This is a genomic window from Shewanella sp. KCT (assembly GCF_007636505.1).
Classification (GTDB): Bacteria; Pseudomonadota; Gammaproteobacteria; order Enterobacterales; family Shewanellaceae; genus Shewanella; species Shewanella halotolerans.
In genome coordinates, this window is sequence record NZ_LVDJ01000001.1 from 1 (window position 1) to 25740 (window position 25740).

The 25740-nt window shown below is 52.8% G+C and carries 28 protein-coding genes, 1 tRNA gene and 1 pseudogene; 24 read left to right on the forward strand and 6 right to left on the reverse strand.

The annotated features are described in order from the left end of the window. From tnpA to AYI87_RS00025, 5 genes and pseudogenes are all read left to right on the forward strand, one after another. Positions 1–253, forward strand: a 253-nt coding sequence (tnpA, locus tag AYI87_RS00005; RefSeq protein ID WP_144198451.1) for an IS200/IS605 family transposase, incomplete at its 5' end; no start/stop codon positions are given. A 119-nt stretch (positions 254–372) separates the two neighbouring features. Continuing rightward, positions 373–801: a DUF4124 domain-containing protein gene (locus tag AYI87_RS21350; protein ID WP_041406566.1), complete on the forward strand. Its 429-nt coding sequence runs from the start codon at positions 373–375 to the stop codon at positions 799–801. Positions 802–804: 3 nt separating this feature from the next. After that, positions 805–1389: a hypothetical protein gene (locus AYI87_RS00015; RefSeq protein ID WP_144198454.1), complete on the forward strand. Its 585-nt coding sequence runs from the start codon at positions 805–807 to the stop codon at positions 1387–1389. 135 nt (positions 1390–1524) lie between these two features. Further along, a pseudogene (gene drt4, locus AYI87_RS00020) lies at positions 1525–2562 on the forward strand (antiviral reverse transcriptase Drt4); the annotation flags it as partial. A gap of 10 nt (positions 2563–2572) precedes the next feature. Then, on the forward strand, positions 2573–3016 hold the full coding sequence (locus AYI87_RS00025) for a hypothetical protein (protein ID WP_144198460.1): 444 nt from the start codon (positions 2573–2575) through the stop codon (positions 3014–3016). Between the two features lie 198 nt (positions 3017–3214). Here AYI87_RS00025 and AYI87_RS00030 read toward each other — a convergent pair. From AYI87_RS00030 to AYI87_RS00040, 3 genes are all read right to left on the reverse strand, one after another. Continuing rightward, positions 3215–3291 (reverse strand) — tRNA-Pro (locus AYI87_RS00030). Positions 3292–3470: 179 nt separating this feature from the next. After that, positions 3471–5258: a DUF3413 domain-containing protein gene (locus AYI87_RS00035; RefSeq protein WP_144198463.1), complete on the reverse strand. Its 1788-nt coding sequence runs from the start codon at positions 5256–5258 to the stop codon at positions 3471–3473. Positions 5259–5358: 100 nt separating this feature from the next. Beyond that, a complete protein-coding gene (locus tag AYI87_RS00040; protein ID WP_144198466.1) occupies positions 5359–5574 on the reverse strand; it encodes a YejL family protein in 216 nt (71 codons plus the stop codon). A gap of 77 nt (positions 5575–5651) precedes the next feature. Between AYI87_RS00040 and yejK the strand changes: the two genes are divergently transcribed. The 17 genes from yejK (at position 5652) to AYI87_RS00125 (ending at position 21418) form a co-directional block, all read left to right on the forward strand. After that, a complete protein-coding gene (gene yejK / locus AYI87_RS00045) occupies positions 5652–6683 on the forward strand; it encodes a nucleoid-associated protein YejK (protein WP_011865271.1) in 1032 nt (343 codons plus the stop codon). Positions 6684–6912: 229 nt separating this feature from the next. Next, on the forward strand, positions 6913–7797 hold the full coding sequence (locus AYI87_RS00050) for a 6-carboxytetrahydropterin synthase (RefSeq protein WP_144198469.1): 885 nt from the start codon (positions 6913–6915) through the stop codon (positions 7795–7797). 63 nt (positions 7798–7860) lie between these two features. Beyond that, positions 7861–8712 carry a M23 family metallopeptidase gene (locus tag AYI87_RS00055; protein WP_144198472.1) on the forward strand — a complete coding sequence of 284 codons (852 nt, stop codon included), beginning with the start codon at positions 7861–7863 and terminating at the stop codon, positions 8710–8712. Positions 8713–9006: 294 nt separating this feature from the next. Next, positions 9007–9726 carry an LON peptidase substrate-binding domain-containing protein gene (locus tag AYI87_RS00060; protein ID WP_144198474.1) on the forward strand — a complete coding sequence of 240 codons (720 nt, stop codon included), beginning with the start codon at positions 9007–9009 and terminating at the stop codon, positions 9724–9726. Between the two features lie 57 nt (positions 9727–9783). Beyond that, positions 9784–10422, forward strand: a complete 639-nt coding sequence (locus AYI87_RS00065) for a sigma-70 family RNA polymerase sigma factor (protein ID WP_144198477.1) — start codon at positions 9784–9786, stop codon at positions 10420–10422. Then, the gene (locus AYI87_RS00070) at positions 10415–11152 is read left to right on the forward strand and encodes a ChrR family anti-sigma-E factor (RefSeq protein WP_144198480.1); all 738 of its coding nucleotides are present in this window, start codon (positions 10415–10417) and stop codon (positions 11150–11152) included. Before AYI87_RS00065 ends, AYI87_RS00070 begins: the two co-directional genes overlap by 8 nt. A gap of 49 nt (positions 11153–11201) precedes the next feature. After that, positions 11202–12146: a YbgA family protein gene (locus AYI87_RS00075; protein WP_144198483.1), complete on the forward strand. Its 945-nt coding sequence runs from the start codon at positions 11202–11204 to the stop codon at positions 12144–12146. Further along, positions 12143–13579, forward strand: a complete 1437-nt coding sequence (phrB, locus tag AYI87_RS00080) for a deoxyribodipyrimidine photo-lyase (protein WP_144198486.1) — start codon at positions 12143–12145, stop codon at positions 13577–13579. Before AYI87_RS00075 ends, phrB begins: the two co-directional genes overlap by 4 nt. A gap of 1 nt (position 13580) precedes the next feature. After that, on the forward strand, positions 13581–14024 hold the full coding sequence (locus AYI87_RS00085; protein ID WP_220058533.1) for a nuclear transport factor 2 family protein: 444 nt from the start codon (positions 13581–13583) through the stop codon (positions 14022–14024). Positions 14025–14033: 9 nt separating this feature from the next. Continuing rightward, a complete protein-coding gene (locus tag AYI87_RS00090) occupies positions 14034–14756 on the forward strand; it encodes an SDR family NAD(P)-dependent oxidoreductase (RefSeq protein WP_144198489.1) in 723 nt (240 codons plus the stop codon). Then, positions 14753–16006 carry an NAD(P)/FAD-dependent oxidoreductase gene (locus tag AYI87_RS00095; protein ID WP_144198492.1) on the forward strand — a complete coding sequence of 418 codons (1254 nt, stop codon included), beginning with the start codon at positions 14753–14755 and terminating at the stop codon, positions 16004–16006. Before AYI87_RS00090 ends, AYI87_RS00095 begins: the two co-directional genes overlap by 4 nt. Further along, positions 16003–16809: a DUF1365 domain-containing protein gene (locus AYI87_RS00100; RefSeq protein ID WP_186300520.1), complete on the forward strand. Its 807-nt coding sequence runs from the start codon at positions 16003–16005 to the stop codon at positions 16807–16809. The genes AYI87_RS00095 and AYI87_RS00100 overlap by 4 nt, the downstream gene beginning before the upstream one ends. A gap of 102 nt (positions 16810–16911) precedes the next feature. After that, positions 16912–18192, forward strand: coding sequence for an SAM-dependent methyltransferase (locus AYI87_RS00105; protein WP_144198495.1), 1281 nt, complete (start codon positions 16912–16914; stop codon positions 18190–18192). Further along, on the forward strand, positions 18170–18679 hold the full coding sequence (locus AYI87_RS00110; RefSeq protein ID WP_144198497.1) for a DUF2878 domain-containing protein: 510 nt from the start codon (positions 18170–18172) through the stop codon (positions 18677–18679). The genes AYI87_RS00105 and AYI87_RS00110 overlap by 23 nt, the downstream gene beginning before the upstream one ends. An 80-nt stretch (positions 18680–18759) precedes the next feature. Beyond that, the gene (locus tag AYI87_RS00115) at positions 18760–19248 is read left to right on the forward strand and encodes a chalcone isomerase family protein (protein WP_144198500.1); all 489 of its coding nucleotides are present in this window, start codon (positions 18760–18762) and stop codon (positions 19246–19248) included. Then, complete coding sequence (locus tag AYI87_RS00120; protein ID WP_144198503.1) at positions 19245–19784, forward strand: DUF3833 domain-containing protein; 540 nt, start codon at positions 19245–19247, stop codon at positions 19782–19784. Before AYI87_RS00115 ends, AYI87_RS00120 begins: the two co-directional genes overlap by 4 nt. A gap of 248 nt (positions 19785–20032) precedes the next feature. After that, on the forward strand, positions 20033–21418 hold the full coding sequence (locus AYI87_RS00125) for an FAD-binding oxidoreductase (RefSeq protein WP_144198506.1): 1386 nt from the start codon (positions 20033–20035) through the stop codon (positions 21416–21418). A 125-nt stretch (positions 21419–21543) separates the two neighbouring features. Here AYI87_RS00125 and AYI87_RS00130 read toward each other — a convergent pair whose 3' ends face one another. Then, positions 21544–22134: a VOC family protein gene (locus AYI87_RS00130; protein WP_144198509.1), complete on the reverse strand. Its 591-nt coding sequence runs from the start codon at positions 22132–22134 to the stop codon at positions 21544–21546. An 89-nt stretch (positions 22135–22223) separates the two neighbouring features. Continuing rightward, the gene (locus tag AYI87_RS00135; RefSeq protein WP_260865033.1) at positions 22224–22763 is read right to left on the reverse strand and encodes a murein L,D-transpeptidase family protein; all 540 of its coding nucleotides are present in this window, start codon (positions 22761–22763) and stop codon (positions 22224–22226) included. Between the two features lie 145 nt (positions 22764–22908). Here AYI87_RS00135 and AYI87_RS00140 point away from each other — a divergent pair, with 145 nt between their 5' ends. Then, positions 22909–23736 carry an ion transporter gene (locus AYI87_RS00140; RefSeq protein ID WP_011865290.1) on the forward strand — a complete coding sequence of 276 codons (828 nt, stop codon included), beginning with the start codon at positions 22909–22911 and terminating at the stop codon, positions 23734–23736. A 58-nt stretch (positions 23737–23794) separates the two neighbouring features. Then, the gene (locus tag AYI87_RS00145) at positions 23795–25282 is read left to right on the forward strand and encodes an MATE family efflux transporter (protein ID WP_144198515.1); all 1488 of its coding nucleotides are present in this window, start codon (positions 23795–23797) and stop codon (positions 25280–25282) included. Between the two features lie 182 nt (positions 25283–25464). On the opposite strand, the gene AYI87_RS00150 is transcribed toward AYI87_RS00145, so the two are convergent. Next, the gene (locus tag AYI87_RS00150; protein ID WP_144198518.1) at positions 25465–25734 is read right to left on the reverse strand and encodes a DUF2986 domain-containing protein; all 270 of its coding nucleotides are present in this window, start codon (positions 25732–25734) and stop codon (positions 25465–25467) included. Positions 25735–25740 lie beyond the last annotated feature (6 nt).

Consider the following 25740-nt stretch of genomic DNA (forward strand, 5'->3'; position numbering starts at 1 on the left):
TGTGGTAAGAACTCCTCCAAGCTTGAGTGTTTCAGAGCTAATGGGGACTTTGAAAGGTCGTACGGCGATAAGGTTATTTAATAAATTTCCATACTTACGAAAGAAGAAGTTATGGGGTAACCATTTCTGGCAGAGAGGATATTTTGTAGATTCAGTTGGTGCCAACGAAGAGATAATTAGAAGATACGTAAAGCATCAGGATAGAAAAGCTAAAGAAGATGCAGAACGTCAGCAACAACTTGAGCTTTCATAACATCCAAAGGCACCCTTATAGGGTGCCTCAAAAGCAAAGCCACCTGCTATGCAGGTGGATTTTTACTTGGCTATATTGGCGATAAACTCAATAGGTTAGTTCGACATAGGATGTTAAGAATGCATAAATGGATGTTTATCACATTGATTATGGCTAGCTTCAACCTTCATGCTGCAGTTTATAAATGCACCATAGACGGGGTTGAAACTTACAGCCAAGATCCTTGCGCAGAAGATGCGCAAGAGATCACAGTAACTCCTCCCGTGAAAATGAATAGTAGTGACAATGATTTGAGCGTCGATCAATTGGTCGAGCAATGCATTACGACGTTAACATTAATTGGGGGATTTAAAGATCCAGAGTCAATTAAGGTACTTGGTCACCATTTTGATTGGGTGCAGGATGACACTGGGGCACGTCGCGTACTCCAACTAAGAATCAATGCAAAGAATAGCTATGGTGGTTACGGCGGGGCTGAATTTTACCCCTGTTTCTTGAACCATAGCGGAACTCAACTTAGTGAGCATCAGTACAGAATACGGAAGTAAAGCGTGTCTAAATCAAAGAAAAGATATTTAAACCTCTGGCGAGAAATATTAGCAATTATAGTTGTTTTGGCTTCCATGTATTATGGCTACTGGCTACTTTCAGTGAGTCTAATAACCAGTTCTGATTTTTTAACGTGGAACATTATCACATGGTTGTTAGCAATCGCTTTCATAGCACTGCCACGGATAAGCGAGATCTCTATTGGGGGGAATGTTATTAAGCTTATCCAAGCAACTAAGCAAGCCCAATCTACTCTTAAAGGGTTGTTTAGGGCACAGCTTGTTATGCTTAGACAAACTCCTAGTGGATTTAGAAGCTCACTTGTCACAGTTGATCCTCGGGTAGAGCCATTCTTCGATTTGTGTGAAGAGATAGCCAAACTTGAGCTAGCCGATGAGCTGAGCGCTGATATGGTTCAAACTGCACAAGAATTGATACAAACTCATGTAACTAATTTTATGGATATGCTTTTTATGCATAAACCACCTAAAGATGAGTTTTATAGTGATGATGAGCTAATTCAACATCGGGTAATGCCAGATGTAAAAGATGTTTATGTAAGACTGCGGGATTTCATCTGCCGTTAACTCTTAAGGTTTTTTAATATAGCTCGTATGGTGATGCTAGGTGTTTGTGAACTATGGGGGGCTAGTATATGAAGGTTAAAGATTTACTCAATATTACGGATGAGGATGAACTAAAAATATCGTGTTTTTAGAGCATTATCTCGCTTTAACTATTTTCCAAATCAAAAACAGGCTATAGGCGAGTTACCTGATTGCTTTACAACTTCATCTTTAACACCTGAAGTATGTTTAAGACTATTATCAGATGGGATTAACAACAAAAGAAAAAATACAGGATTTGCTCCTGTTGAGTACAAGTCAACGCGTTATAACAATATACCTAGAGTTCTTTCTCTTGTTCATCCTGTTGCCCATGCGCAGCTTTGCAAACATATTTACGAAAACTGGCAAGATATTGAGTATATTTCTGCTAATACTATTAGTAGAGTTAGACCTGAATTCTATGAAGTAGATAAGCGAATTGTTGTCATGAATTATGATGATCCGATTGTTAAAGATAGGAAGTTTAATGACATAACATTTGGAAAGAAATACATTGTAAATGCAGATATCGCGAGTTGTTTCGATAGTATTTACTCTCATAGTATACCTTGGGCAATTAAAGGATATGAGTTTGCAAAAAACAATAGAGGTGAAAATGAATGGTTTAATCAGTTTGACAAATTTTTAAGAACAACTAAAAGATGTGAAACCAATGGGATGCCGATAGGTCCCGCTACTTCCTCAATATATTTAGAAATTATACTTGCGAGAGTTGATAGTAGGTTACATGACCTTGGTTTTGAACATGAACGATATGTAGATGATTTTTGTTGTTACTGTTCAACCAAAGAGCAGGCTGATGAATTTATTATAAAATTGTCGGAGTTGTTAGCTGAGTATCGATTGAGTTTGAACTTGAGAAAGACAACTATTATTGAGTTGCCAATAGCATCAACTGATGATTGGATTGTAGAATTGAATAGCTTGTGTATTGACCGATATAATGCAGATGGAGACCTAGTTCTGATAGGTGCTAAAGAAGCTATAAATATTATCAATAAGGCAGTTTTTTTAAGCCAATCACATAAAGATGGTAGTGTGATTAAGTTTGTCATTTCATTATCCAATTCTTATTCCATATTTATCTATTTTGCTGGGCAGAGGAAACTTAGAGGCTCAGCATTACGTTGATAAGTTTCAGATGATCATTGAAGAAAATGCGCTCCATAAAAGATCAGATGGGATGGCGTGGCCACTTCATATCTTTAGAGAGCATAATATTGAGCCAACCCAAGAAATAGTTGATAGAGTTTTGGAAACTAAGGACTGTGTTGCTATCACCATTTTGCAAGATATTTGCCCTGATAATGAGAATATAAGGCAATTTGTAGTAGATATCTCAAATGATTTGGATATTAAGAAGGATGAATATTGGCTATTACTATATCAATCATATCTTCTTGGACATATAAATAACCCCTATCGTGATAGATGTTTTATTGTACTAAAAGATTATGGTGTTAATTTTTTTAAAACTGATAGTAGAACCAAGTTTGAGATGAGATGTGATAATGTTGGTGCTGTTTGGGCTTTTAAAGAATTAGAAGAGATTAAACAGCCTCAAGCAAAGGCAGTAAATATCTAACTCCGAAATCTTTCCAATCCGACCCAATCCCATAAGCCGAGACAATGACATCACGTTCACTGTCTCGGTTTTTTATGTGTGACAATTATCTTGTGCTTTGATCACTAGGGGCTAGCGCAAAGAGCCTTTAGTTACTTTGATACGCTATCAAATCCCAGACAGCAAAAAGCCAGCTTCTCAGCTGGCTTTTCTAGTATTTGGTCGGTATGAGAGGATTCGAACCTCCGACCCCTGACACCCCATGACAGTGCGCTACCGGGCTGCGCTACATACCGATTTTATCCAAAGCAGCAAAGACTTGGGGTCTGCTTCGAACAGGCTGAACTTTATCAAGTCGTTTGCCCCTGTGCAAGTGTTTCGGCGGTTGAGCCCGATCGACTGGCTAGTTTATAGTCGCTGGCGACTCAACCTAAGTCGTTGGCGCATAGCGATCTAATGTTCAGTGACTCAGGGCTTAATGATTGTAGAAGCGTCGTCCTTCGCGCATCACCTGGATCAGCTCGGGCGCGCTGATCTTCTTGTTGCGCAGACGCTGGCTATAGTCACGGTTATAGATACGATACTTGCCGTGTCTATCGATCACAGTGATCTCATCTTCCTGATAGATGCCAAACACCAGATTGTCGCCGATATAGGTCCAGTTCTCGCTTTGGGGCTGCAGTATGTTGCGCCCGGCGCTGTAGTCGCTCGGCTTATTGGTGCAGTCGAGCAGCTGAGTCATCAGGGTCGGCACCACGCCGTAGTGGCTGCTGGGGTAGGTGACCGTCTTGTCATACTCCATACCGGGCCAGTGGATGATCAAAGGCACATGCACGTTGGCCGGAGACAGGTTGCCACGCTGGTTGTCGTTGTCGCCGGTAAACACCTTGCCCGACACGCCGGTGACCATCACGAAGGTGCTGGCCGGTAGGCGCTCGATAAGCTTTTGCAGCTGCTTATCGACAAAGTTGAGCGACTGACGATATTGGTTGAACAGCACCTTCTGCGCCGGCTTGAGCGGTGTGCTCGGCTTCACCGTCTCGATACCCAAGAAACCAATTGGGGTGTCGTAACTGTCGGGGCTCTGCAGGTTGAGCAGGGCAAACCAAGGTTTGTCCTGCTGCATTCGCCACTGGTTAAAGCTGTCGATAGATTGAATATCGGCATCGGCCACGCCGTTGGTGAGCGGCTGAATGTGCGAGGTTATATCCTGATAGATGGCCTGTGGCTCGATATTGCTGGTTTCAGGGGCGAAACGCGCCAGGGTGTAGCCCTGTTTGGCCAGCTCCTGGGTGAACACAGGCGAGCGATAGCTGAGATCGCTGGCGGCAATATAGCTACCCTGCAGGCCATAGAGCAGGGAGAACATGCCGCTGTTGTGCATATTGCCGCCACTCAGGTGCTGCTTAAATTCATGGTTGTGTTTGCCGTATTCGTACAGGAACGGCATGGTCTCTTTGTCCACCAGATCGGCCCTGAAGCCATCGATGGCGATCATCAAGATGTTAAGCTCTGGGTCGGCGCTACACTGCAGCGGCGATATAGGGTAGTTGAGACTCGGTTGTAGCTTGCTCAGGTCTTGTGCCTTGCTGCTTTTCTCTATGCCGTGGCTCTCCATGAAGGAGCGCGCGGTGGCAGGATAGGAGAGCGGATAGGCGTCATCCAGGCGGGTGATCTCTGTGATATCGGCGGCGTCGGCCCAGATATGAATCAGGTGGCTGCTGACGAAACAGAGGCCGATAACCAACACCACCTTAGGGCCGTAGTTAGACTTGCGGATCTTTTCTATGCGTTTCCACAGGTAGTTGGCGGCGGTCAGCTCCAGGATGATGATCCCCAGCGGCGTGACGATATAAGAGGTGCCTTGCAGCAGGGCATTGAGATCGGCCCAGGCGATGTCGAACACAAATGGACTAAGGTGCAGACCATAGTCGTCGTAAATCAGGGTGTCATACAACAAGATACACAGGCCAAGGGTGGCGGCAAAGGCCGCGAGCCCGCGTAGTATCTTGGAGTAGGGCAGCAGTAGGGTGATGGGAAACAGCACCACCAGATAGACGATGAAGGCGAGGAAGCTAAAGTGGCCCAGGGTGCTGATGCCCAGATAGCCCCAGCCAATCCAAGACTCGGGCGCGCCGACGGTTTCAATATAACGGACGCCGACTATCATCGCCAAGAAGCCGTTGAAGAAGGCAAACCAATGCCCCCAACTGACTAAGCGTGACACACGATCACGGCCCATCTCTTTTTTACGCTCGATCATAGGGATCCGTTATTTGTTGAAATACTTGTCTATCTTAATTTTTTTTAAGGCGGATTGGCCAGTTTTTTGCGAACAAAAACCGCTTTTTTAGCCGTTAGTGTTAGCTTTTTACCGACTGGGTCAGGGCCTTGGCAAACTGCTCGGCCACTTGTTCGCGTGCCGCTTCAGGCACCTTGCGTAGCAGCAGATCTGTGACACAGTTGCCCAGTACCATGAGGCTGAGGTCGGTCGGCGCCTGGTGCTTGTCGAGTACTGCCAGGATCTCGGCGATAACGGCTTCGACCTGGGCGTTTGAATATTTAGATTGGATAGCCATATTTAAAAATTTTTTCACTTTAATTTGAAATAGCGGCATATAATAACGGATTTCTACCAACATCACTATCGAGGCTTATGAGTATTAACGTCGAACAAGCAATTATTCACGCGATATCCCAAGATGGCGAAGGCCAGCTCAGCTGTAGATTGCGTCCACAACCGCTACTAAATAGTCAAGCCGTCGAAGCCATGCTCGAAGAGCTGCATCAAACCTACACCAGTAAGTCGGGTAAGGGGTTTGGTCATTTTGGTACCCACGGCGAAGATGGTGAAGCCAACCCACAGTTTAAAGAGGCCCTGAGCCAGTATCTGGGTGGCGAGCTTGGGTTTGTCGAGTTTTCCGGCATGGCAGGTAAGCTGCTGCAGGAAGAGCTCGCCAAGTATGACTTCAGCCAGGGCGGCTTCCTGCTGCTGGCCTGTTATACCTATATGACCAGCGACTACCTGTTTGTCTCTCTGCTCAACGCCAAGTCGTCGATGACGGTTCTGGACGATATGGAGCTGTCGCAAAACACGCACCTGGATCTCAACAATGTGCAGCTGGCAGCCCGTATCGATCTGACCGAATGGCAGGCCGATCCGGACTCGCTCAAGTATATCTCCTTCGTGCGCGGCCGCGCCGGACGTAAGGTGGCCGATTTCTTCCTCGATTTCATGGGCTGTGTCGAAGGGGTAAACACCAAGGCGCAAAACAAGTCGCTGATGAACGCGGTAGAAGATTTCGTGGCCAGCAGCGAGCTGACCAAAGATGAGCGCCAGCAGTGCCGCGAGAAGGTGTTCGAGTACTGCACTGAGCGGGTCGATAGCGGCGCCGACATTCAGCTAAAAGACTTGGCCGATGAACTGGCCGATGCGGGCATGGACTCCTTCTACGATTTCGCTCAGGGTGGCGACTATGAGCTGGAAGAGGAGTTTCCCGGCGACAAGCCGACCCTGCGTCAGCTGAAAAAGTTCTCCGGTACCGGCGGTGGCGTGACCATCAGCTTCGACGGTCAGCATCTGGGCGAGCGGGTGATCTATGACCCCATCTCAGATTCTATCTTGATCAAAGGGGTGCCGGCTAACCTGAAAGATCAGCTGGATCGTCGCCTCAAGGGCGGTCAATAACCCATTAGCTGGCTATTCAGCGCCAGAAAAAAGCGTCTGTGTTAGACGCTTTTTTCGTTTATGATGCTTTAAATAAGCTGTAATGGTCAGGCGGCGAACGCTTAGGCCCTGTGCGACTTGCTAAAATATCGCAGATGAGTTGAAATTATCTGTTGAAACTAGAGTGTCCTCCGGCCGTATGCCGATGGGATCAATTAAGGTGGACTGTTTTTCTGCCGACGGAGCGTAAATGCAACTTTTTGTTAGAGATTTAACCGTAATCGATTTTTCTTACCTGTGTCCTATCCGTGGCATGGTGGGAGAAAGTTGGATCGTCGATGTGCTGCTCGATGGTGGCCTGGACGATCAGAACATGGTGCTGGATTTTGCCAAGGTGAAACGCACTATCAAGAACACCATTGACGATGTGGCCGATCACCGCCTGCTGATCCCCACCGCCTGCGCCGAGGTGAGATGGCAGCAGCAGGGCGATCGTGTCTGGATGGACTTTAACAGCCTACAGGGGGATATTCATCTCGCCTGTCCTGCCCAGGCCTTTGCCCTGATCCCAACGGAAATTATCGATTTCGATAGTGTTAACGCTTTCTTGCAAAAAGCCTTGAAAGAGGTGCTACCTGACAACGTGCAGGGCATTGCTCTTACGTTACGTAACGAGCTGCACGAAACGCCTTATTATCACTATTCACATGGCCTGAAGAAGCACGATGGTAACTGCCAGCGCATCGCTCACGGTCATCGCAGCCCGATCAACGTGTTTGAAAATGGTATCGCCGCGCCTAAGTGGGACGAGTATTGGGCCCGCCGCTGGAAAGATATCTATCTCGGCAGTGAAGATGACCTGGTCGAGGTGGACGAGCTGGACCTGTCACCGCAGACAAGCGTGAGCGATGAGACCCACTATGGTTTCCACTATGTGGCGCCACAGGGGGATTTCCAGCTGGCCATGCCTAAGAAGCGCTGTGAGATAATCCCCCACGACACCACGGTAGAGCTGCTGGCCGACTTTATCGCTACCACCCTGGCGAGCGAAAACCCAGAGAGCGAATTTAAGGTTATCGCCTATGAAGGCGTGGGTAAGGGTGCCATTGCCTCTAAAGGCGAGCGCCACGTTTAGCAGCGTGTCAGACGTTTTAGTTAGCCTTAATCCTTTATTAGCCTGAATCGATAGGAGTCGAATTTGAACTTGTTGCGCTTAGTTGTTGCTGTACTCTGTCTTGGTGGCGCCGTGGGCGCTAAGGCCGAGGTTAACTTGAGTGGCAAGATGGAGCAGGGCGCGCTGATCCGCGGCCAGGCTCAGGCGGGAACCCAGGTATGGCTCAACGGCGAGCCGGTAAAAGTCAGCCCCGAGGGGCTGTTTGCCTTCGGCTTCGAGCGGGAAGCTGCTCTGAATCAAGAGCTTAAACTTGTCTACCCAGATGGCCTGACCCAGCTTATGCCCCTCAAGATAAGCGAGAAACAGTACAAGATAGACAAGGTCAACGGCATCGCCAAGAAGATCATGAAGCCAGATCCTAAGGCCCTAGAGCGCGCGGCCAAAGACAGCAAGCAGGTCAAGGCGGCCAGAGCCACCTTCTCGGGGCAGACCGCCTTTGCTCAAGACTTCATCTGGCCGTTGACCGGCCGCATTTCGGGCGTGTATGGCAGCCAGCGGGTCTATAACGGCAAGCCGGGCAATCCTCACTATGGCGTGGATGTTGCCGCCAAGACGGGCACTGTTGTGGTGGCGCCCGCCGATGGCGTGGTGACCCTCTCGGTACCCGACATGTTTTATTCTGGCGGCACTATGATTATCGATCACGGCTATGGGGTGAGTTCCAGCTTCCTGCATCTGAGCAAGCTGTATGTGAAGCCGGGTGAGACAATCAAACAGGGCCAGCCGGTTGCCGAGGTGGGCGCTACCGGACGCGCCACCGGGCCGCACCTTGACTGGCGCCTCAACTGGTTCCAGATGCGACTGGATCCCGTGACTGTGGTGCCGTCTATGGCGAGTGTGCTTGAGCGTCAAAACCAGGCCAAACAGGCCAAGTAGGGAAGTAGGGCGAGTAGGGAAAAGTGCTCTCTGAAAAAGGAGAGTGGAACGAAATATTAGTGAAGGCGGCCAAGGGTCGCCTTTTTCATGCCTCCTGTTATTAACTCCGCTCTTTATTAGTTCCTCTCCTTATTAATCCTTCGCTTGCGTATCCCATCTGGTACTTAGGTGATCGATTCTCATCGGCGCTGCGTATGCAAGTTATAGGTCAAGCAGATATCGTAAGCAGCAAAGTTACTGCGCTTTGGTTTCTGCGTTGGAAAGCATTTAAGCAGAAGAGTCGTATAAGTCAGTATGAAGATCACCCATGAAACCAGCCCTGCTACCGGGGCGCAGCAAGCGGGTCACACAGAGTCGCGGCAACAGCAGCCCACCAAGCTAGCGGAGCAGACCCTGGCGGTCTTTCCCCTGCCGCTGTTTGTGCTGCCGGGGGGCGTGCAGCGCCTGAGGATCTTCGAGCAGCGCTATCTTGCCATGGTTTCAGAATCCTTGGTTTCAGAATCCTTGGTTTCAGAATCCTTGGTTTCAGAATCCTTGGCGGCCGAGTCTACAGGCAAGGGCTTTGTGATCGCCCGCTACGATAAGGCGTTTGACTTCAATGTGCCCGACTGGGGCACTAAGGTGCAGATAATCGATTTTCATCACGGTGAAGATGGCCTGCTGGTGATCGATGTCAGAGCTAGCCATCTGGTGAGCCTGGACAGTTTCGATGTGCGTGGCGATGGGCTCTTGATGGCCCGCAGTCATCACCGCGACCACTGGCCGGCTCTTGCCGCCAGTACCAAGCGCGGCGATCTGGGACTCGCCCTGAGCGCCCTGTTTGCCAAGCATCCACAATTGGCCGAACTCTACCCGCAACCAGAATTTAATCGCCTGGATTGGGTCTGCGCTCGCTTTTTAGAGATATTGCCTTTATCTTTGAATGAGAAGGAGAAATTCATCTTGCCTGGCAGTTTTCCTCAGGCAAAATCATTTCTCGATACATTCATTTTGGGTCAGGACAAAATTAATTGATCCTCGCCGCGCTCACCTGCGTATAGGCCTTTATGTAAGGGTCATACGTGAGTACAGATGCAGACATTTGTTAGCGCAGGCGCCCCGGATAAAGGGAGTGCGAATATCAAGAGTCATCCAGAGACGCAGGTGCCCGCCGAGCTGTCGACCTGGCTGGTGCGGGTTGCCGATGGAAGGGACAAGCAGGCATTTACCCTGCTGTTTAAATTCTTTGCGCCCAAGATAAAACGATTCGGCGTCAAGCAGCTAGGTAACGAGGCTCAGGCACACGAGTTGGTGCAGGAGACCATGAGTAACGTCTGGCGCAAGGCGCATCTCTATGACGGCGACAAAGGCGCGGCCACGACTTGGGTCTATACCGTGATGCGCAACGCCGCCTTCGATATGCTCAGACGCGTCAAGGCCAAGGCCGAGATGAACCTGGGCGACGACATCTGGCCGTTGGAACAGGCGCAGGCCCAGAGTGAGGAGGAGACGCTGCATTTCGCCGACCACCTGATGGAAAAGCAGATGCTGGCCTATGTCGACAGTCTGCCGGAGGTTCAGCGCGCCGTGGTTAAGGGCGTCTATTATCAGGAGCTCTCCCAGGAGCAGCTGGCCCAGCAATTTGGCGTACCAATCGGCACCATTAAATCCAGACTCAGGCTCGCCCTGGCAAAACTCAAGCAGCAGATGGGAGACCAGCAGCATGATTAATCACCATCCCAACTCTGACGTACTGGCGCAGTTTGTCGCAGGTACCTTGCCTGCATCCGTATCCGTCGTGGTGGCCATCCATGTGGAGCTTTGCGACCAGTGTGCACTGGCCGTACAGGCTCTCACCGAGCAGGCCGCCATCGACGCCTTCGGCGAGTCTAGCCAGAATGAAGCTCATTTTGGCGTTGAGCCTCAGGCCGCTGGCTTAGAGGATTTCTCTGGTTTAGACGATTTTGATACTTGCGACCAGTTCGGCGACTCAGACGAGTTTGCTGATTGCATTAACGCCATCACGGCCCTGGAGCGTGACGATGCGCAGCAGTTGCCGCAAACCGTTACCGAGATTGCCGTGGGCGGTGAGCGCATTCCGCTACCGACGGCGCTTAAGTCTATTGCCCTCAAAGAGTGGCAGGGAATGGGCAAGCTATCCCGCTCGCGCCTGGCGCTGGACGATGGCGATCTCAGGATGAGCCTGCTGCACATAGACAAGGGTGGCAGCGTGCCTTGTCACACCCACAAAGGGTTCGAGATCACCTTGCTGCTGCAGGGCAGTTTCACCGATGAGATGGGCGAGTATCGCAAGGGCGATTTCATCTGGCTCGACGGTCAGCATACCCATCAGCCGGTGACCGAGGAGGGCTGTGTCTGTCTCACGGTATCGAGCGACGCCATTCGTTTCACCCAAGGGATGAGCCAGCTGCTTAACCCAATCGGACGATTCATCTATTAGTCCGAGTACTAATTCGAGTACTAATCCGAGTCTGCCAACTGGAGGCGCCATGAAGAAGAAATTAAAGATTGGCATCAGTGCCTGTGTGATGGGCGAGCCGGTGCGTTTCGATAGAGGCCACAAGAAATCGGGCTTCTGTATGGAACAGCTGGCGGAGTTTGCCGAATTTAAACCTGTGTGTCCCGAGATGGCCATCGGCCTGCCGGTGCCACGCCCGACCATCAGGCAGATAGTGCGGGATAACATCATTACCGTGTCGCGCCCCGACGGCAGCGGCGATGTGACCCAGGCCCTTAAAGACTTCGGCGCCAAGGCCGCCCAGAACTATCAGGACCTGGCAGGTTTCGTGTTCTGCGCCAAGAGTCCAAGCTGTGGCATGGAGCGGGTCAAGGTGTATCATCACCACGGCAAGGGCTCTGAGTCCACCGGCGTCGGCATCTTCGCCGAGCAGGTGATGAAGGCTAATCCGCTCTTGCCCTGTGAGGAGAATGGTAGGTTGAATGACCCCATCATTCGCGAAAACTTCACCACCCGCATCTTCACCTATCAGAAGTGGCTGGATCTCAAGGCTGAGGGGCTGACCCGGCACAAGTTGATCCAGTTCCATAGCGCCCACAAGTATCTGGTGATGAGCCACCATGTCGAGAGCTATCGCGAGCTGGGCCGTCTGTTGGGCCGCGCCGACATTGGTCTAGAGGAGCAGAGTGAGCGTTATATCTCGGGGCTGATGCAGGCGCTTAAACATAAGGCGTCCCGTCGCAGTCATACCAACACACTGCAACATCTGCAGGGCTACTTTAAGCGACAGCTTGACGAGCATAAGCGCCGCGAGCTGACCCAGGAGATCGCCGCCTATCGCGAGGGGCTGTCGCCGCTCTTGGTGCCGCTGACCCTGATAAAACATTATCTTATTGAGTTTCCAAACGAATACCTGCTACAGCAGGCCTATCTGAACCCCCATCCCAAGGAGCTGAGATTGAGGTACGGCTATTGAGCGCACTCTTGTGGCTGAGACGGGATTTCCGTCTCCATGATAATCCCGCCCTGTGTGAGGCGGTGCGGCTCGGGGTGAAACAGGCGATCTTTATCGCCACCCCGACCCAGTGGCAGCAACATGATATGGCGCCGATAAAAGCCGATCTCATTCGTCGTCACCTCGAACTGATGGCCGGTGAGTTATCCCAGTACGGAATCGAGCTGGTCATCTTGTCTGCCACAGATTTTAGCGATCAGGTGAGGGCCCTATGCGACTACTGCCGCGACCATAGTGTCAACCTGCTGCTGGCCAACAGCGAGCCTGAGCTCGATGAGCAGGAGCGCGATAAACAGGTAATGACGGCGGGGATAGATCTGCGCCTGTGGCAAAACGATACCATCTTGCCGCCGGGTAGCGTGCTCAACCAGCAGGGGGAGATGTTTAAGGTCTTTACCCCTTTCAAGAAGGCCTGGCTCAAGTGTGTGGCGGCGAAGGGCATAGAGTGTGTGCCGACGCCGGCCAAATCGGCGCCGGCAAAATCGATCGGTGATGCTCAAGCAGCGTCTCAGCTTCCCCAACAGCCAACACTACAATCATCAAGCATCAACCTAGATTATCCCCTGGAGGATTCCAGCCGCTGGCCCGACAGCGAGCAGGTGATGAGTCAGTTGTTGCCCCATTTCTGGCAAGACAAGCTGCTCAATTATGGCGAGCGGCGCGACTTTCCGGCCATCAAGGGGACATCAGGCTTGTCGCCTTATCTGGCCATAGGGGCGATTAGCTCGCGCTGGCTAGCGCTGCAACTGGTGCAGCGTCATCCCGAGGTGATCTACGACATACAGCACGGCGCCTTCACCTGGCTCAACGAGCTGATCTGGCGGGATTTTTACAAACATCTATTGTTTCACTATCCAGAGCTTATCAAGGGCAGAAGCTTTCAGCCCAAGTACGAGTCGCTGCCCTGGCCCAATAACGAGGCGCACTTTCAGGCCTGGTGCGAGGGGCGAACCGGTTATCCCATAGTCGATGCGGCCATGAAACAGCTGAGCCGTACCGGCTGGATGCACAATCGCCTGCGCATGATAGTGGCGAGTTTTCTCACCAAGCACCTGCTGGTGGACTGGCACAAGGGGGAGCGCTTCTTCATGCAGCGGCTGATAGATGGCGATTTCAGTGCCAACAACGGCGGCTGGCAGTGGGCCGCCAGCACGGGCTGCGATGCCCAGCCCTATTTTAGGATCTTTAACCCCATCACCCAGAGCCAAAAGTTTGATCCTCGGGGTGACTTCATCCGTAAATATCTACCAGAGTTGAGTGAGGTGCCCGACAAGCAGATCCACTTCCCCCATGACTATTTAGCGAGTCAGGGCAAAGCTGAGATCTACCCTGCGCCAATAGTGGACCATAAGGCGGCGCGCCAAAGGGCCCTGGCATTTTATAAGGTGGAATAGGATGACGAAGATGATGGCTAGCGCCCTGTGGTTACAAAACTTTACTGCCGTGTACCGCGAGCTGGGTACGGATAATCTGGAGGCGCTGCGCAAGATCTATCATCCCGAGGTGGTGTTCTGCGACCCTCTGCATCGCGTCGAGGGGCTGGATAACCTGCTGGGCTACTTTCAGGGCCTCTACCGCCAGGTGATCAGCTGTGAATTCACTATCGAGCATGTGTTTGAGCTTCAAGGTGAAGCCGCCGTGTACTGGACCATGACCTTCAGGCACAAGCAGCTTAACGGCAGCCAGCCCATCGTCGTCGAGGGACATTCTCGACTGAAGGCCAAAGACAACAAGGTTGTCTATCACAGGGATTATTTCGATGTCGGCGCCATGTTGTATGAACAGCTGCCGCTGCTCGGTGGCCTTATCCGCGCGGTCAAACGCCGCGCCGTGAACTAGGAGGCAGGGATGAAACTAATGATAACGGGTGCCACCTCTGGAATAGGCAAGCAGCTCGCCCTTGGCTATGCCAAGGCCGGGCATCAGGTAGTGGCCTGCGGTCGCAGCCAGACAAAGCTAGATGATTTGACAGAGGCGCAGCCTAACATCAGCACCCTGTGTTTCGATCTGATGCAGTACGATAGCTATCCTGCGCTCGCTGACGACCATGGGCCGCTTGATCTGCTTATCCTTAACGCCGGCGACTGCGAATATATCGACGATGCGCTTAATTTTGATGCCAAGCGTTTCGACAAAATTATCAATATCAATCTTATCGCCATCGGCTACGCCCTGCAGGCCTGGTTACCTAATTTGAAGCCTGGTGGTCGCCTGGTGTTGGTCAGTTCCAGCGCACAGCTTTTGGCGCTGCCACGAGCCGAAGCCTACGGCGCCTCTAAGGCGGGGCTGAGTTACCTGGCCAAGGTGCTGGCGATCGATCTGGCTAAGCATCAGATAGAGGTCACTTTGGTGCATCCAGGCTTCGTGCAGACGCCGCTAACGGATAGAAACACCTTTGCCATGCCCATGATGATCGGCGCCGAGGAGGCCGCCTCGACCATAATGCGCGGCATCGCCAAGGGCAAGCGCGACATTCGCTTCCCACGCCTGTTTATCTGGTTGATGCAGAGCCTCTCACTGTTACCTTTTTCGCTCTGGCGCCGTCTCGCCATGAGGATGGTGTCTCCATGAAAAAAATTGCCATTATTGGCTCGGGTATCTCGGGCCTGACCTGCGCCTACCTGCTGGACAAGCATTATGAGGTGACCCTGTTTGAGCAAAACGATTATGTGGGTGGACACACGGCCACGGTCGATGTGCACCATGAGGGGCGCGACTATGCCATAGATACCGGCTTTATCGTGTTCAACGACAGGACCTATCCTAATTTCAACCGTCTGCTGGCCTTGCTCGGCATCGAGGGACAGGCTACCGAGATGAGTTTTAGCGTGCACAACCGCCAGACGGGTTTCGAGTACAACGGCCACGGCCTCAATAGCCTGTTTGCCCAGCGGCGTAATTTGTTTCGTCCCCGTTTTTGGCGTCTGCTGAGTGAGATCCTAAGATTCAATCGCCTCTGCAAGGAGTGTTACGGCCAGGATACTGTGCCGGAAGGGATGACCCTGGGGGAATTTCTGCAGCAACACGGTTTTTCTCGCTTTTTCAGCGAACACTACATTCTGCCCATGGGGGCGGCCATCTGGTCGACCAGCCTGAAAGAGATGCAGGCCTTCGAGCTAAGGTTCTTCATCCGTTTCTTCTACAACCATGGTCTGCTCAACATCAGCGACAGGCCCCAGTGGTATGTGGTGCCAGGCGGCTCCCGTCAGTATGTTGAGGCGATCCTCGCCGGCCTCTCTTGTCCGGTACATTTAGGTAGCCAGATTGAGGGGGTTTATCGCCAGGAGGGTGAGGTGAGGCTGGTGTTGCAAGGGGGCGAGACCCAGGTATTCGATGAGGTGATCTTCGCCTGTCACTCGGACCAGGCCCTCGCCCTGTTAGGAGACGCCACGGTCGATGAACAAGCCGTGCTGGGCGGCATTCCCTATAGCCGTAACGAGGTGGTGCTGCACACAGACATCAGTCTGTTACCTAAGCGGCCACTGGCCTGGGCGAGCTGGAACTATATGCTGGATGATAATCTCGAGCGCGCCGCCTGTGTCACCTACAACATGAATATCCTCCAAGGGATCGACAGCGATACTACCTTCTGCGTCACCCTGAATCAGAGTGAGGAGATAGCCGAAGATAAGGTACTGCGCCGCTTCGTCTATCACCATCCGGTGCTGAACGAGGCCAGCTGCCGCGCCCAGCTGCGACGCCTGGAGATCTGCGGTAAGTCCCACACTCACTTTGTTGGTGCCTACTGGTACAACGGCTTCCATGAAGATGGGGTGCGCAGCGCCCTGGATGTGACCAAGCGCTTCGGGATGAGCCTATGAGCGTCAATCGCCAAACATCTGCTGTCTCTCAAGCGAGCAGAGCGCAGCAGGAGCCTAAAGTGCCTGTGGAGCATAGCGGTATCTATACCGGACAGGTACGCCATCGCAGGTTTGGCGAGATCCCACACGCCTTTGGCTATCGCCTCTACATGATGGGGCTGGACCTCGACGAACTATCAGCAGTGACCTCCCGTAGCTGGCTGTTTGGACAGCGTTGGTTCAACCCCATACGTTTTAATGAAAAAGATTACCTAAAAAATGAACCCGGCAGCCTTAAGCAGCGTATTGCCCAGAAAGTCGCCGCACTCGGTGGAAGTTGGCAGACAGAAAACAGGGTAGTGATGCTGGCTCAGTGCCGCTGCTTAGGGGTCTATTTTAGCCCCATCAACTTCTACTTCTGTTACGACGCGCAGCAGGTTTGCCGCTATATGTTGGCCGAGGTGAGTAACACGCCCTGGAACCAGAGGCATTACTACCTGCTGAGCCTGGAGGGCGAAATGAAGCTCAAGAAGGCATTTCATGTGTCGCCCTTTATGGCGATGGAGATGACCTATCATTGGCGAGTTTCGCCGCCGGCGGCCAAGGCGTTGGTGCATATCGAGAACCATCAGAAGGCTAAGGTTTTCGACGCCACCCTGGCACTCGACAGGCAGGGGATCACTCCGGGTAATCTGCTGAGTACCTGGGTCAGGATCCCCGCCATGACGGTGAAGATGCTGGTAGGGATCTACTGGCAGGCGCTTAAGCTGTTTCTCAAGCGGGTGCCCTTTATCGCGCACCCAGATGTCGATAGCGCGAGTTAAACCAGTAGCCAGTCACGCTAGAGGTGCAGTTAGCGCAGGCCGACAGCTGCAGAGTATGGCGACAACCCAGATGCAGATGGTATTTCATTTAGCGAGGTAGAGATGGAACAGACAATCAAACAAGTAAATGGTGTAAGGCCTCGCGCTGTGGCAGTGGAACTGGGCGCAATGCAGAAGTATCGCGCCCTGGTCATTCGCCTCTTGAGCCAGCTCAAAGGCGGTTTTATCACCCTCATCGAAGGTGATACACAGCAGCAGTTTGGTGAGCGCAGTGCAAGCCTAAGCGCCCAGATAAATGTGTTGGATCCCAGCTTCTATCGCGATCTTATCCAGGGCGGCAGCATAGGCGCCGCAGAAGCCTTTCTCGATGGCAAGTGGACCAGCCCGGATCTCACCCGCCTGATTCAGGTGATGGCCCGCAATCAAACCCGGCTGGACGCGCTGGAGCAGAAGATGGCCTGGCTCACCCGCATCAAGCATCTGCTGCTAAGGCTAAGTCAGCGCAACACAGAGCAGGGCGCCAAGCGTAACATCCTGGCCCACTACGACATAGGTAACGAGCTCTACGAGCGCTTTCTCGATGACTCTATGCTCTACTCCTGCGCCCTCTACGGCGACTGTGCTCAGACGCTCGCGCAGGCGCAGCAGAATAAGCTGCAAACCATCTGTGAAAAGCTTGAACTAAAATCTGGCGAGCATGTGGTCGAGATAGGCACTGGCTGGGGGGCACTAGCCATCTATATGGCGCAGCACTATGGCTGCCGCGTCACCACAACCACCATATCCGATGCCCAGTATCAATATGCCAAGACGCGGATTGAGCAGGCGGGCCTTAGTGACCAGATAACCCTGCTCAAGCAGGATTATCGTCGCCTGACAGGCCAGTACGACAAGCTGGTGTCGATAGAGATGATAGAGGCGGTTGGCCACGAGTATTTAGGAACATTTTTCGAGACCTGCTCGGGCCTGCTAAAAGATGATGGCAAGATGCTGCTGCAGGCGATCACCATCAGCGATGGCCGCTACGATAAGTACCGTAAAGGCGTCGATTTTATTCAGAAATATATTTTCCCCGGTGGCTGTCTGCCGTCGGTGGCCGTGATGAGTGAGCAGCTGGCCAAGCGTACCGACATGGTGATCTGCGATCTGGAGGATATCGGCCTGCACTATGCCAGAACCCTGTACGATTGGCGTCAGGCGTTCGAGCAGACCTGGCCGGAACTGGAGGCGATGGGCTATGACGAGCAATTTAAGCGTCTCTGGCTGTTCTACTTCTGCTATTGCGAAGGGGCATTTAAGGAGCGACTGATCGCTACCCATCATCTGGTCGCCCGTAAGCCCAGGTACTTTGGTGGTCAAGATGAAAGCGTTCTGGCTTATTAATCTTGGCCTGTTTCAGCTGGCCTGGTGGTCGGCGGCCTGGTTAACAAACTCGGCCAGCTACATCATCTCTGGGCTGATCGTGCTGCATTGTCTGCTGTCCCCCTCTGTGAAGGCGGATCTCAGGCTGATGGCGCTATTGCCGCTCGGGCTGCTGGTGGATGGGGTGCTCATCGCCCTCGGCGTCTTTCGTGGTGTCGAGTCTGCATTTCCCCTCTGGCTAGCCCTGCTGTGGGTGATCTTCCTGATGAGCCTCAATCACAGCTTGCGTCTGTTATCCGGGCTCAGCCTTCCCTGGCTGATGCTTATCGGCGCCCTTGGTGGGGCGGGTAGCTATTGGGCCGGCGTGAGCCTGGGCGCCTTAACGACCCAAGTCTCGGTTATCAGTTTTTGGTTGATCGCGGCGCCAGTCTGGGCAGTGCTCTTACCCTTGCTGGTTTGGGGGCAGGGGAAGGTTTCAGCGCCGCAAGCTAGCAAGCTCATTCGGTAACAAGCTCATTCGGTAAGAAGCTCATTCGGTAAGAAGCGTATTAGGTAAGAAGCGTATTAGGTAAGAAAGCGAGGTGAGTCATGGGCAAAGTTCTATTGCTATTACTCTTAAGCCTGAGTGCTCAGGCCGCGGATCTCGACAGGCTGCATAAGATAGGTAGCGCCGAGATGCAGTATCTGTTTTGGACCTTGTATCGAGCCGAGCTGTATAGCGCTCAGCCTGACTATGAGGCGAGTGCCGATAAGGCGCTGAAGATAAATTACTACCGAGATATCGAAAGCGATCAGCTTATCGAGGCCACGCTAGAACAATGGCGTTACCTAGGGTACTCAGACACGCAGATAACCTCTTGGCAGCGGCATATCCAGGGACTCTGGCCCGATGTGCGCGAGGGCGACAGCCTGACCCTATGGGTGAACAGCCAAGGCGACAGCTATTTCTACTTTGGTGACAAGCCGCTTGGGCAGATCCAGGATCGCACCTTCGGCGAGGCGTTTCTGGCCATCTGGTTATCTGAGCGCACCTCAGAGCCTGAGTTAAGACAGGGCCTATTGGGATTAAGACAATGAAAAATATCGTTTTGGCATTTGTGACCTCCTTACTTATCTTGCTGCTTAGTGCCTGTGGCAGCGCCTCTCTGGAGGACTATAGCGACACCACTCCACAGCTGCATCTGGACAGCTTTTTTGACGGTAAGCTAAAGGCCTACGGCATAGTGCTGGATCGCTCCGGCACCCTGATAAGGCGCTTCGAGGTGGATATGCTGGCTAGCTGGCAGGGCGATAAGGGCGAGATCCAGGAGTGGTTTGTGTTCGATGACGGCGAGAAGAGCGAGCGCACCTGGCAGCTTACCAAGCTTGATGATGATTCCTACCAAGGCCGCGCCCAAGACGTGGTGGGCACAGCCCTTGGCCAAACCCGAGGGGCGGCGCTGTTCTGGCAGTATGAACTCGAGATCCCAATTGATGACGAGATCTATCAGGTGACCTTAGATGATTGGATGTTTCTGCTCGATGATAAGCGCCTGTTCAACAAGACAGAGATGAGCAAGTTTGGCATCAAGGTGGGGGAAGTTATCCTCTACATCGAGAAAATATCGGGTTAAACCGCCTGCCAGTTTGCTGTCGTCATATAAAATCGCGTTTGAGCATGCGTCTGGTTATCCAAACCCCATGGTTTCTACTAACATAAAGACTGATGCTCTTTTTGCACGCCGTATTTAAATCCGTGATTGAATTTCATTACTCCAACTAGAACCAAGCTGTATTGACGTTGCACTTGAGGGAATGAGCATAGCACTTATTGGCACATACATTGTTTGCGCGACGATGTGATGCTTAAGAGGCAGCTTATATGAAAGGTTTACAACAATCTCAGGTGGACAGTTTTAAGGCTGAATTTGGTGGCGATGTTATTTTGCCCGAAGACAGCAACTATGATGAAGTGCGACAGATCTGGAATGCCATGATAGATCGAAAACCGGGGATGATTGCCCGTTGCACCTCGGCGGATGATGTGGTCAAAGCCGTCAACTTTGGTCGGGAACATGATTTACTTATCTCGGTTCGCGGTGGTGGCCACAATATCGCGGGTAAGGCCCTTTGCGACGATGGTTTGATGATCGATCTGTCCTTGATGAAACAGGTCAAGGTCGACCCCGACAAACAGCTGGCGCTGGTTGAGCCGGGTTGTACGCTCGAGGATGTAGACGCCGCCACCCAAAAACATGGCCTGGCGGTACCTGTTGGGATCAACTCCACCACAGGGATCGCAGGATTAACCTTAGGTGGTGGATTTGGCTGGTTGAGCCGAAAAATGGGCATGACAATCGATAACCTAGTGTCGGCCAATGTAGTGACTGCCGATGGCAAACAGCTTGTTGCCAGTCAGGCCAGTGAACCAGAGCTCTTCTGGGGACTGCGCGGCGGCGGTGGTAACTTCGGTATAGTCACTCAATTTGAGTTTAAGCTGCACCCCCTTGGGCCCGACGTCCTTAGCGGCCTCATCGTGTTCCCCTTCGAGCAGGCAAAGTCTGTTATCAGCCAGTTTGTTAACTTTACCGCCAATGCCCCCGAGGATCTGAGTGTCTGGATGGTGGCTCGTAAGGCGCCGCCACTGCCATTTCTCCCCGAGTCGGTTCACGGCAAAGAGGTGATAGTGCTGGCGATCTGTTATGCCGGCGATCCCGCCGAAGGTGAGAAACTGATCGCGCCGCTTCGTCAATTTGGCACGCCTGTGGGTGAGCATGTGGGCGTACAACCCTTTGCTGCATGGCAGCAGGCCTTCGATCCTCTGTTGACGCCAGGTTCACGTAACTATTGGAAATCCCACAATTTTACCCAGCTTAATGAAGCGGCTATCGATACGGCCATCGAATATGCTGGTACCCTGCCCACGGAGCAGTGTGAGATCTTTATCGCCTCAATCGGTTGCGCCACCTGCCAGCCGGCTGCCGATGCCATGGCTTATTCGGCCCGGGATGCCCAGTACGTATTGAACGTGCATGTGCGCTGGGAGTCTGCCGACGATGATAAACGCTGTATCGCTTGGGCGCGGGAGTTCTTCGATAAGACCAAGCCTTTTGCCAGCGGCGGCGCCTATATCAACTTCCTGACCGATGATGAGTCCGAGCGCACCGAGTCGGCCTATGGGGAAACCTACGGGCGATTACGTCAGCTGAAGAAGCAGTACGATCCGAATAATCTGTTTAGGGTGAATCAGAACATCAAGCCCGCTTAAATTGGGGCTTTGCTTTGAAGCAGTAACCAAGTGACTGTTTACTTTTAAATAACAGTCACTTGGAAGTAGCCTGACAAGGGTCAGGCTACTTGGCAACTTGATTACTGGATTAGTTTGCTACTTAGCTAAGTAGCTTCGGAGGCGATAACCGCCTTTATGCCGTGGGGATGGACCTTGATGCAGAGGTTGCCCCGCTTGAAGGCGATGGTGGGGTTAGCTAGGCGCTCATGTTCCCCCTGAGGCGAACTCATCTTCACCTTAACATCCGTTTTCTGAGCCAGCACTTTGGTCAGTGTCGGTACCCGCTCGAGTAGCTGTTCACTCAGTGTCTCTGTGGTGGTCGCGCCGCTCGGCAGCACCAACTCGATATGTTCCCAGCCCTCGACCGGATAACGCTTATCGCCGGGGTAGGGCAGCTCGATACATTCTATCGTCAGCTCGCCTAGCATCATAGGGGTGTCGAGGGCGATGATGAGAATGGGGCGGCCGTTGATCATATTATCTGAGATGATCTCACCCTGACGGCAGAAGGCTTCTCTTAGGCTGTCGGCGCCTTGGCTGGTGTTGACTCTGAGGGCGGCATGGTCGCACTCGAGACCTAAGCGATCCAGCCCTAGCTCCTTCATGAAATCTAAAATCGCTTGGCTGAAGGTAGGCCACTGCAGCTTGAGCGCGTCAAAAGTCAGCTCATCGGAAACTTGAGATTCAGTCATCATCTTAATTATCTTGTGTGGACTCAAAATTGGGTATTAGTGCCGTGCTAGCGGCGCAGGCACCGAATTCGGCACTGGTGGCGGCACTGGTCTTAAGGCCAGATCTCTATGGGGGTGCCGGTATCGACGGCGCGCCACAATTCGTCTATCTCTTCGTTCTTGATGGCGATACAGCCGTCGGTCCAGTTGAGGCGCTGGGTTTCATCCGGGGTGAGCGAGGAGTTAGGATTCTGGCCGTGGATCATGATCTGTCCGCCGGGATTGATCCCCAGTGCGGCGGCCCTGAGTTTATCTTCGTCGTTGGGGTAGGAGATATGGATAGCGCGGTAGTAGGCGCTGTCGGCCTTCTTATAATCCAGGATGTAGCGCCCCTCTGGGGTGCGTTGATCTCCCTCTTGCAGTTTGTGGCCAACCGGGCGATCCCCCAGGGCAATCTTGTAGCGTCTCAACACTTTACCTTGACGCATCAACAACATGCTGGCTTCAGACTTATTAACCACCACGAGATCTACCTTGCCAATCTGGCTCTTACTGGCGCTGTGGGGCGAGCTGAGGCCACTCGATTGCGCCCAGGTAACCCCTAACGGGGCGAGCAGGCAGAGCAGCAGGAGTTGTTTAAAAAATGTCTGCATCGTCTTGGTTCGGTAAAATAAAGCCACTACTTGGGTGTTCATCATACCTTATTTTAGATTAAGCTGGATCGGTTAATTCCATGTTGCATCAAAGTGCATGGGGAGAACCTGTTTTTATTGCATGAGATAAGGATTGTTGATTTAGATGGATGAGACCCCGCAAGAGGCGCGTAAACAGAAGCTCAGAGAGATTATCTTCGGCACAGACACGCCGGCCGGTCGCTATTTCGACCTGAGCCTGATCGTCTGTATCGTGTTGAGTGTCGCCCTGGTATTTGTCGACACCATAGACAGCGTGCATAACCGCTACGGCGACTGGATCCGCATCGCCGAGTGGGGCTTTACCGGCATATTTACCCTGGAGTATCTGCTTAGGCTCTACTGCTCGGCCCATCCGGTGCAATATGCCCGCAGCTTCTATGGTGTGGTGGACCTGCTTTCCATTCTGCCCAGTTACCTGGCGCTCATCTTCCCGGGAGCCAACTTCACGCTGGTGATCCGTGTGCTGCGACTGTTCCGTATCTTCAGGGTGCTTAAGTTGCTGCGTTATCTCAGCGAGGGCAATATCCTGCTGCGGGCCATGATGCAGTCGAGCCGTAAGGTATTTCTGTTCTTCTTCTCCGTCAGCCTGATCGTCATGGTGCTCAGCGCCATCATGTATGTGGTAGAAGGACCCGAGCATGGTTTCACCTCCATGCCGAAATCTATCTACTGGACAATAGTGACCATCACCACGGTAGGTTATGGCGATATCACCCCGCAGACCACATTGGGGCAAGGGATCGCCGCGCTGACCATGCTGATCGGTTACTCCATCATCGCCATTCCGACCGGCATCCTGACCTCGGAGATCTCCCAAGAGATGGTGCGCAAGAAAGATCTGCGCCGCTGCAGCAACTGTCTCAAGATGGGTCACGAAGTCTCGGCGCTCTACTGTGACAAATGCGGCAACGAGCTGGAAACCGACCTCTAGGGAGCCTTATGTTTGCAATCTATTCGGCAGTAAGCGTGATTGGTTATGAGGGAGCGTTATGACCACGGCTAAGTTTGTCCAGGGCTCCATCATGCGCCACATACTGGTGATGAGCTCCACCGCCGCCATCGGCATCTCGGCGTTGTTTGTGGTGGATCTGATCGACATCTTCTTCCTCAGTCTGCTGGGGGAGCAGGAGTTGGCCGCGGCCGTGGGCTACGCGGGCACCATCTCCTTCTTTACTACCTCAATTGGTATCGGCCTCTCTATCGCCCTCGGCGCCCTTGTGTCCCGTGCCGTGGGGGCCAAAGAGTTTGAGCTGGCCAAGCGCTTGCTGCTCAACAGCGCCGTGGTGACAGTGCTGGTGGCCTCTGTTGTCGCCATCATAGTCACCTGTTTTATCCCCGAGCTACTTACCCTGGTGGGCGCCACCGGCCGCACCGGTGAGCTGGCCGCCGGTTACCTCTACATTCTGGTGCCCTCCATGCCCATCATCTGTCTCGCGATGGCCCTTGGGGCCGCGCTCAGGGCGGTGGGCGATGCCAAGCTCTCCATGGTGTCGACCCTGACGGGGGGCGGGGTTAATTTGGTGTTCGACCCTATCTTCATCTTCCTGCTGGCCATGGGCATAGAAGGGGCGGCGCTCGCCTCTGTGCTGGCGCGTCTCGCCGTGCTGCTGGTGGCCGCTAGGGGCGTGGTGGTCAAGCATAAGCTGTTTGGCCGTTTCGATTTGACCGCTTTCAAGGAAGATATCAAGCCAATTTTTGCCATCGCGGGCCCCGCTATGATGACCAACATCGCCACCCCCATAGGCAACGCCGTGGTGACCCGCGCCATCGCCGAGTTTGGTGACAGTTATGTGGCCGCCTGGGCCGTGCTGGGCCGGTTGACGCCCGTGGCCTTTGGCATGATCTTCGCGCTAAGCGGCGCCATAGGCCCGATAGTCGGGCAGAACTTCGGCGCGCGGGAGTTTGCCCGAGTGCGTCAGAGTCTCACCAAGGCGCTGCAATTCTGCGCCCTGTATGTGGTGACTGTCTCCTTGCTGCTGATGCTGCTGCAGGAGCAGATAGTGGCCCTGTTTGCCATGCAGGGGGAGAGTGCCGAGTTGATCCGCTTCTTCTGTCGCTACATCGCCGTCTTCTTCGTCTTCTCCGGCGCTCTGTTTGTGGCGAACGCCTCCTTCAATAACCTGGGGAAGGCCAAGTACTCGACCCTGTTTAACGTGGGTAAGGCAACCCTGGGCACCATTCCCTTCGTCTACTATGGCGGCCAGCTCGGGGGCGTCGAAGGTGTGTTGATTGGCCAGGTGCTAGGGGCGATCCTCTTCGGCGTATTCGGAGTGTTAACCGCTTATCGATTGGTAGATAAGGTGCAGGCGAGCGCCGTACCTGTGGTCAGTCAGGAGGTGCTGGACGAGGAGCTTAGCCCCAGCAGCCCCAATCCACTCTCGTCCTCCTGCGCTCAGATGGCGCAGCTCAGCGAAGAGCAAGATTGCGAGGAGAGCAATCGCGTCAGTGAACTGGTTACAGGCCCGGGCCGTGACTAGTCATTCTTGGTTTTACAATAAAAATTGATGAGAACGACGCTGAAAGTGAGAGGTACAAAAACGGCGCCCGTGATGGCGCCGCTTGGGGGAAGGACTAAGGGTTGGGCTTAATCCTAGTTCAATAGCCGAGAGCCTTGTTGCTCTGAGCTTTGTTACTCTGAGCCTTATTACTCTGAGGCCTGTTAGTCAGAAGCTTTTGACTCTGCGGCTTGTGAAGCTTCTTTCTGCTCAGCTGTTTCAACAGTCTCAACAGCGACTTCCTGCTCGCCCTCGACCTTACCGGCCTTCTCGGCGGCATTAGCCTTGGCAGCCATCTCGGCCTGCTCCTGAGCCAGCATCTTGGCGCGATCGCCCTTAGATATATATTTCTTTACGGTCGGCGGCGTATGTTTGTTGTGACGGGCCTTGGCGCGCTTTGCCGTCTTCTTCAGCATCTTTTGTTTCTTGTTCATACTTCC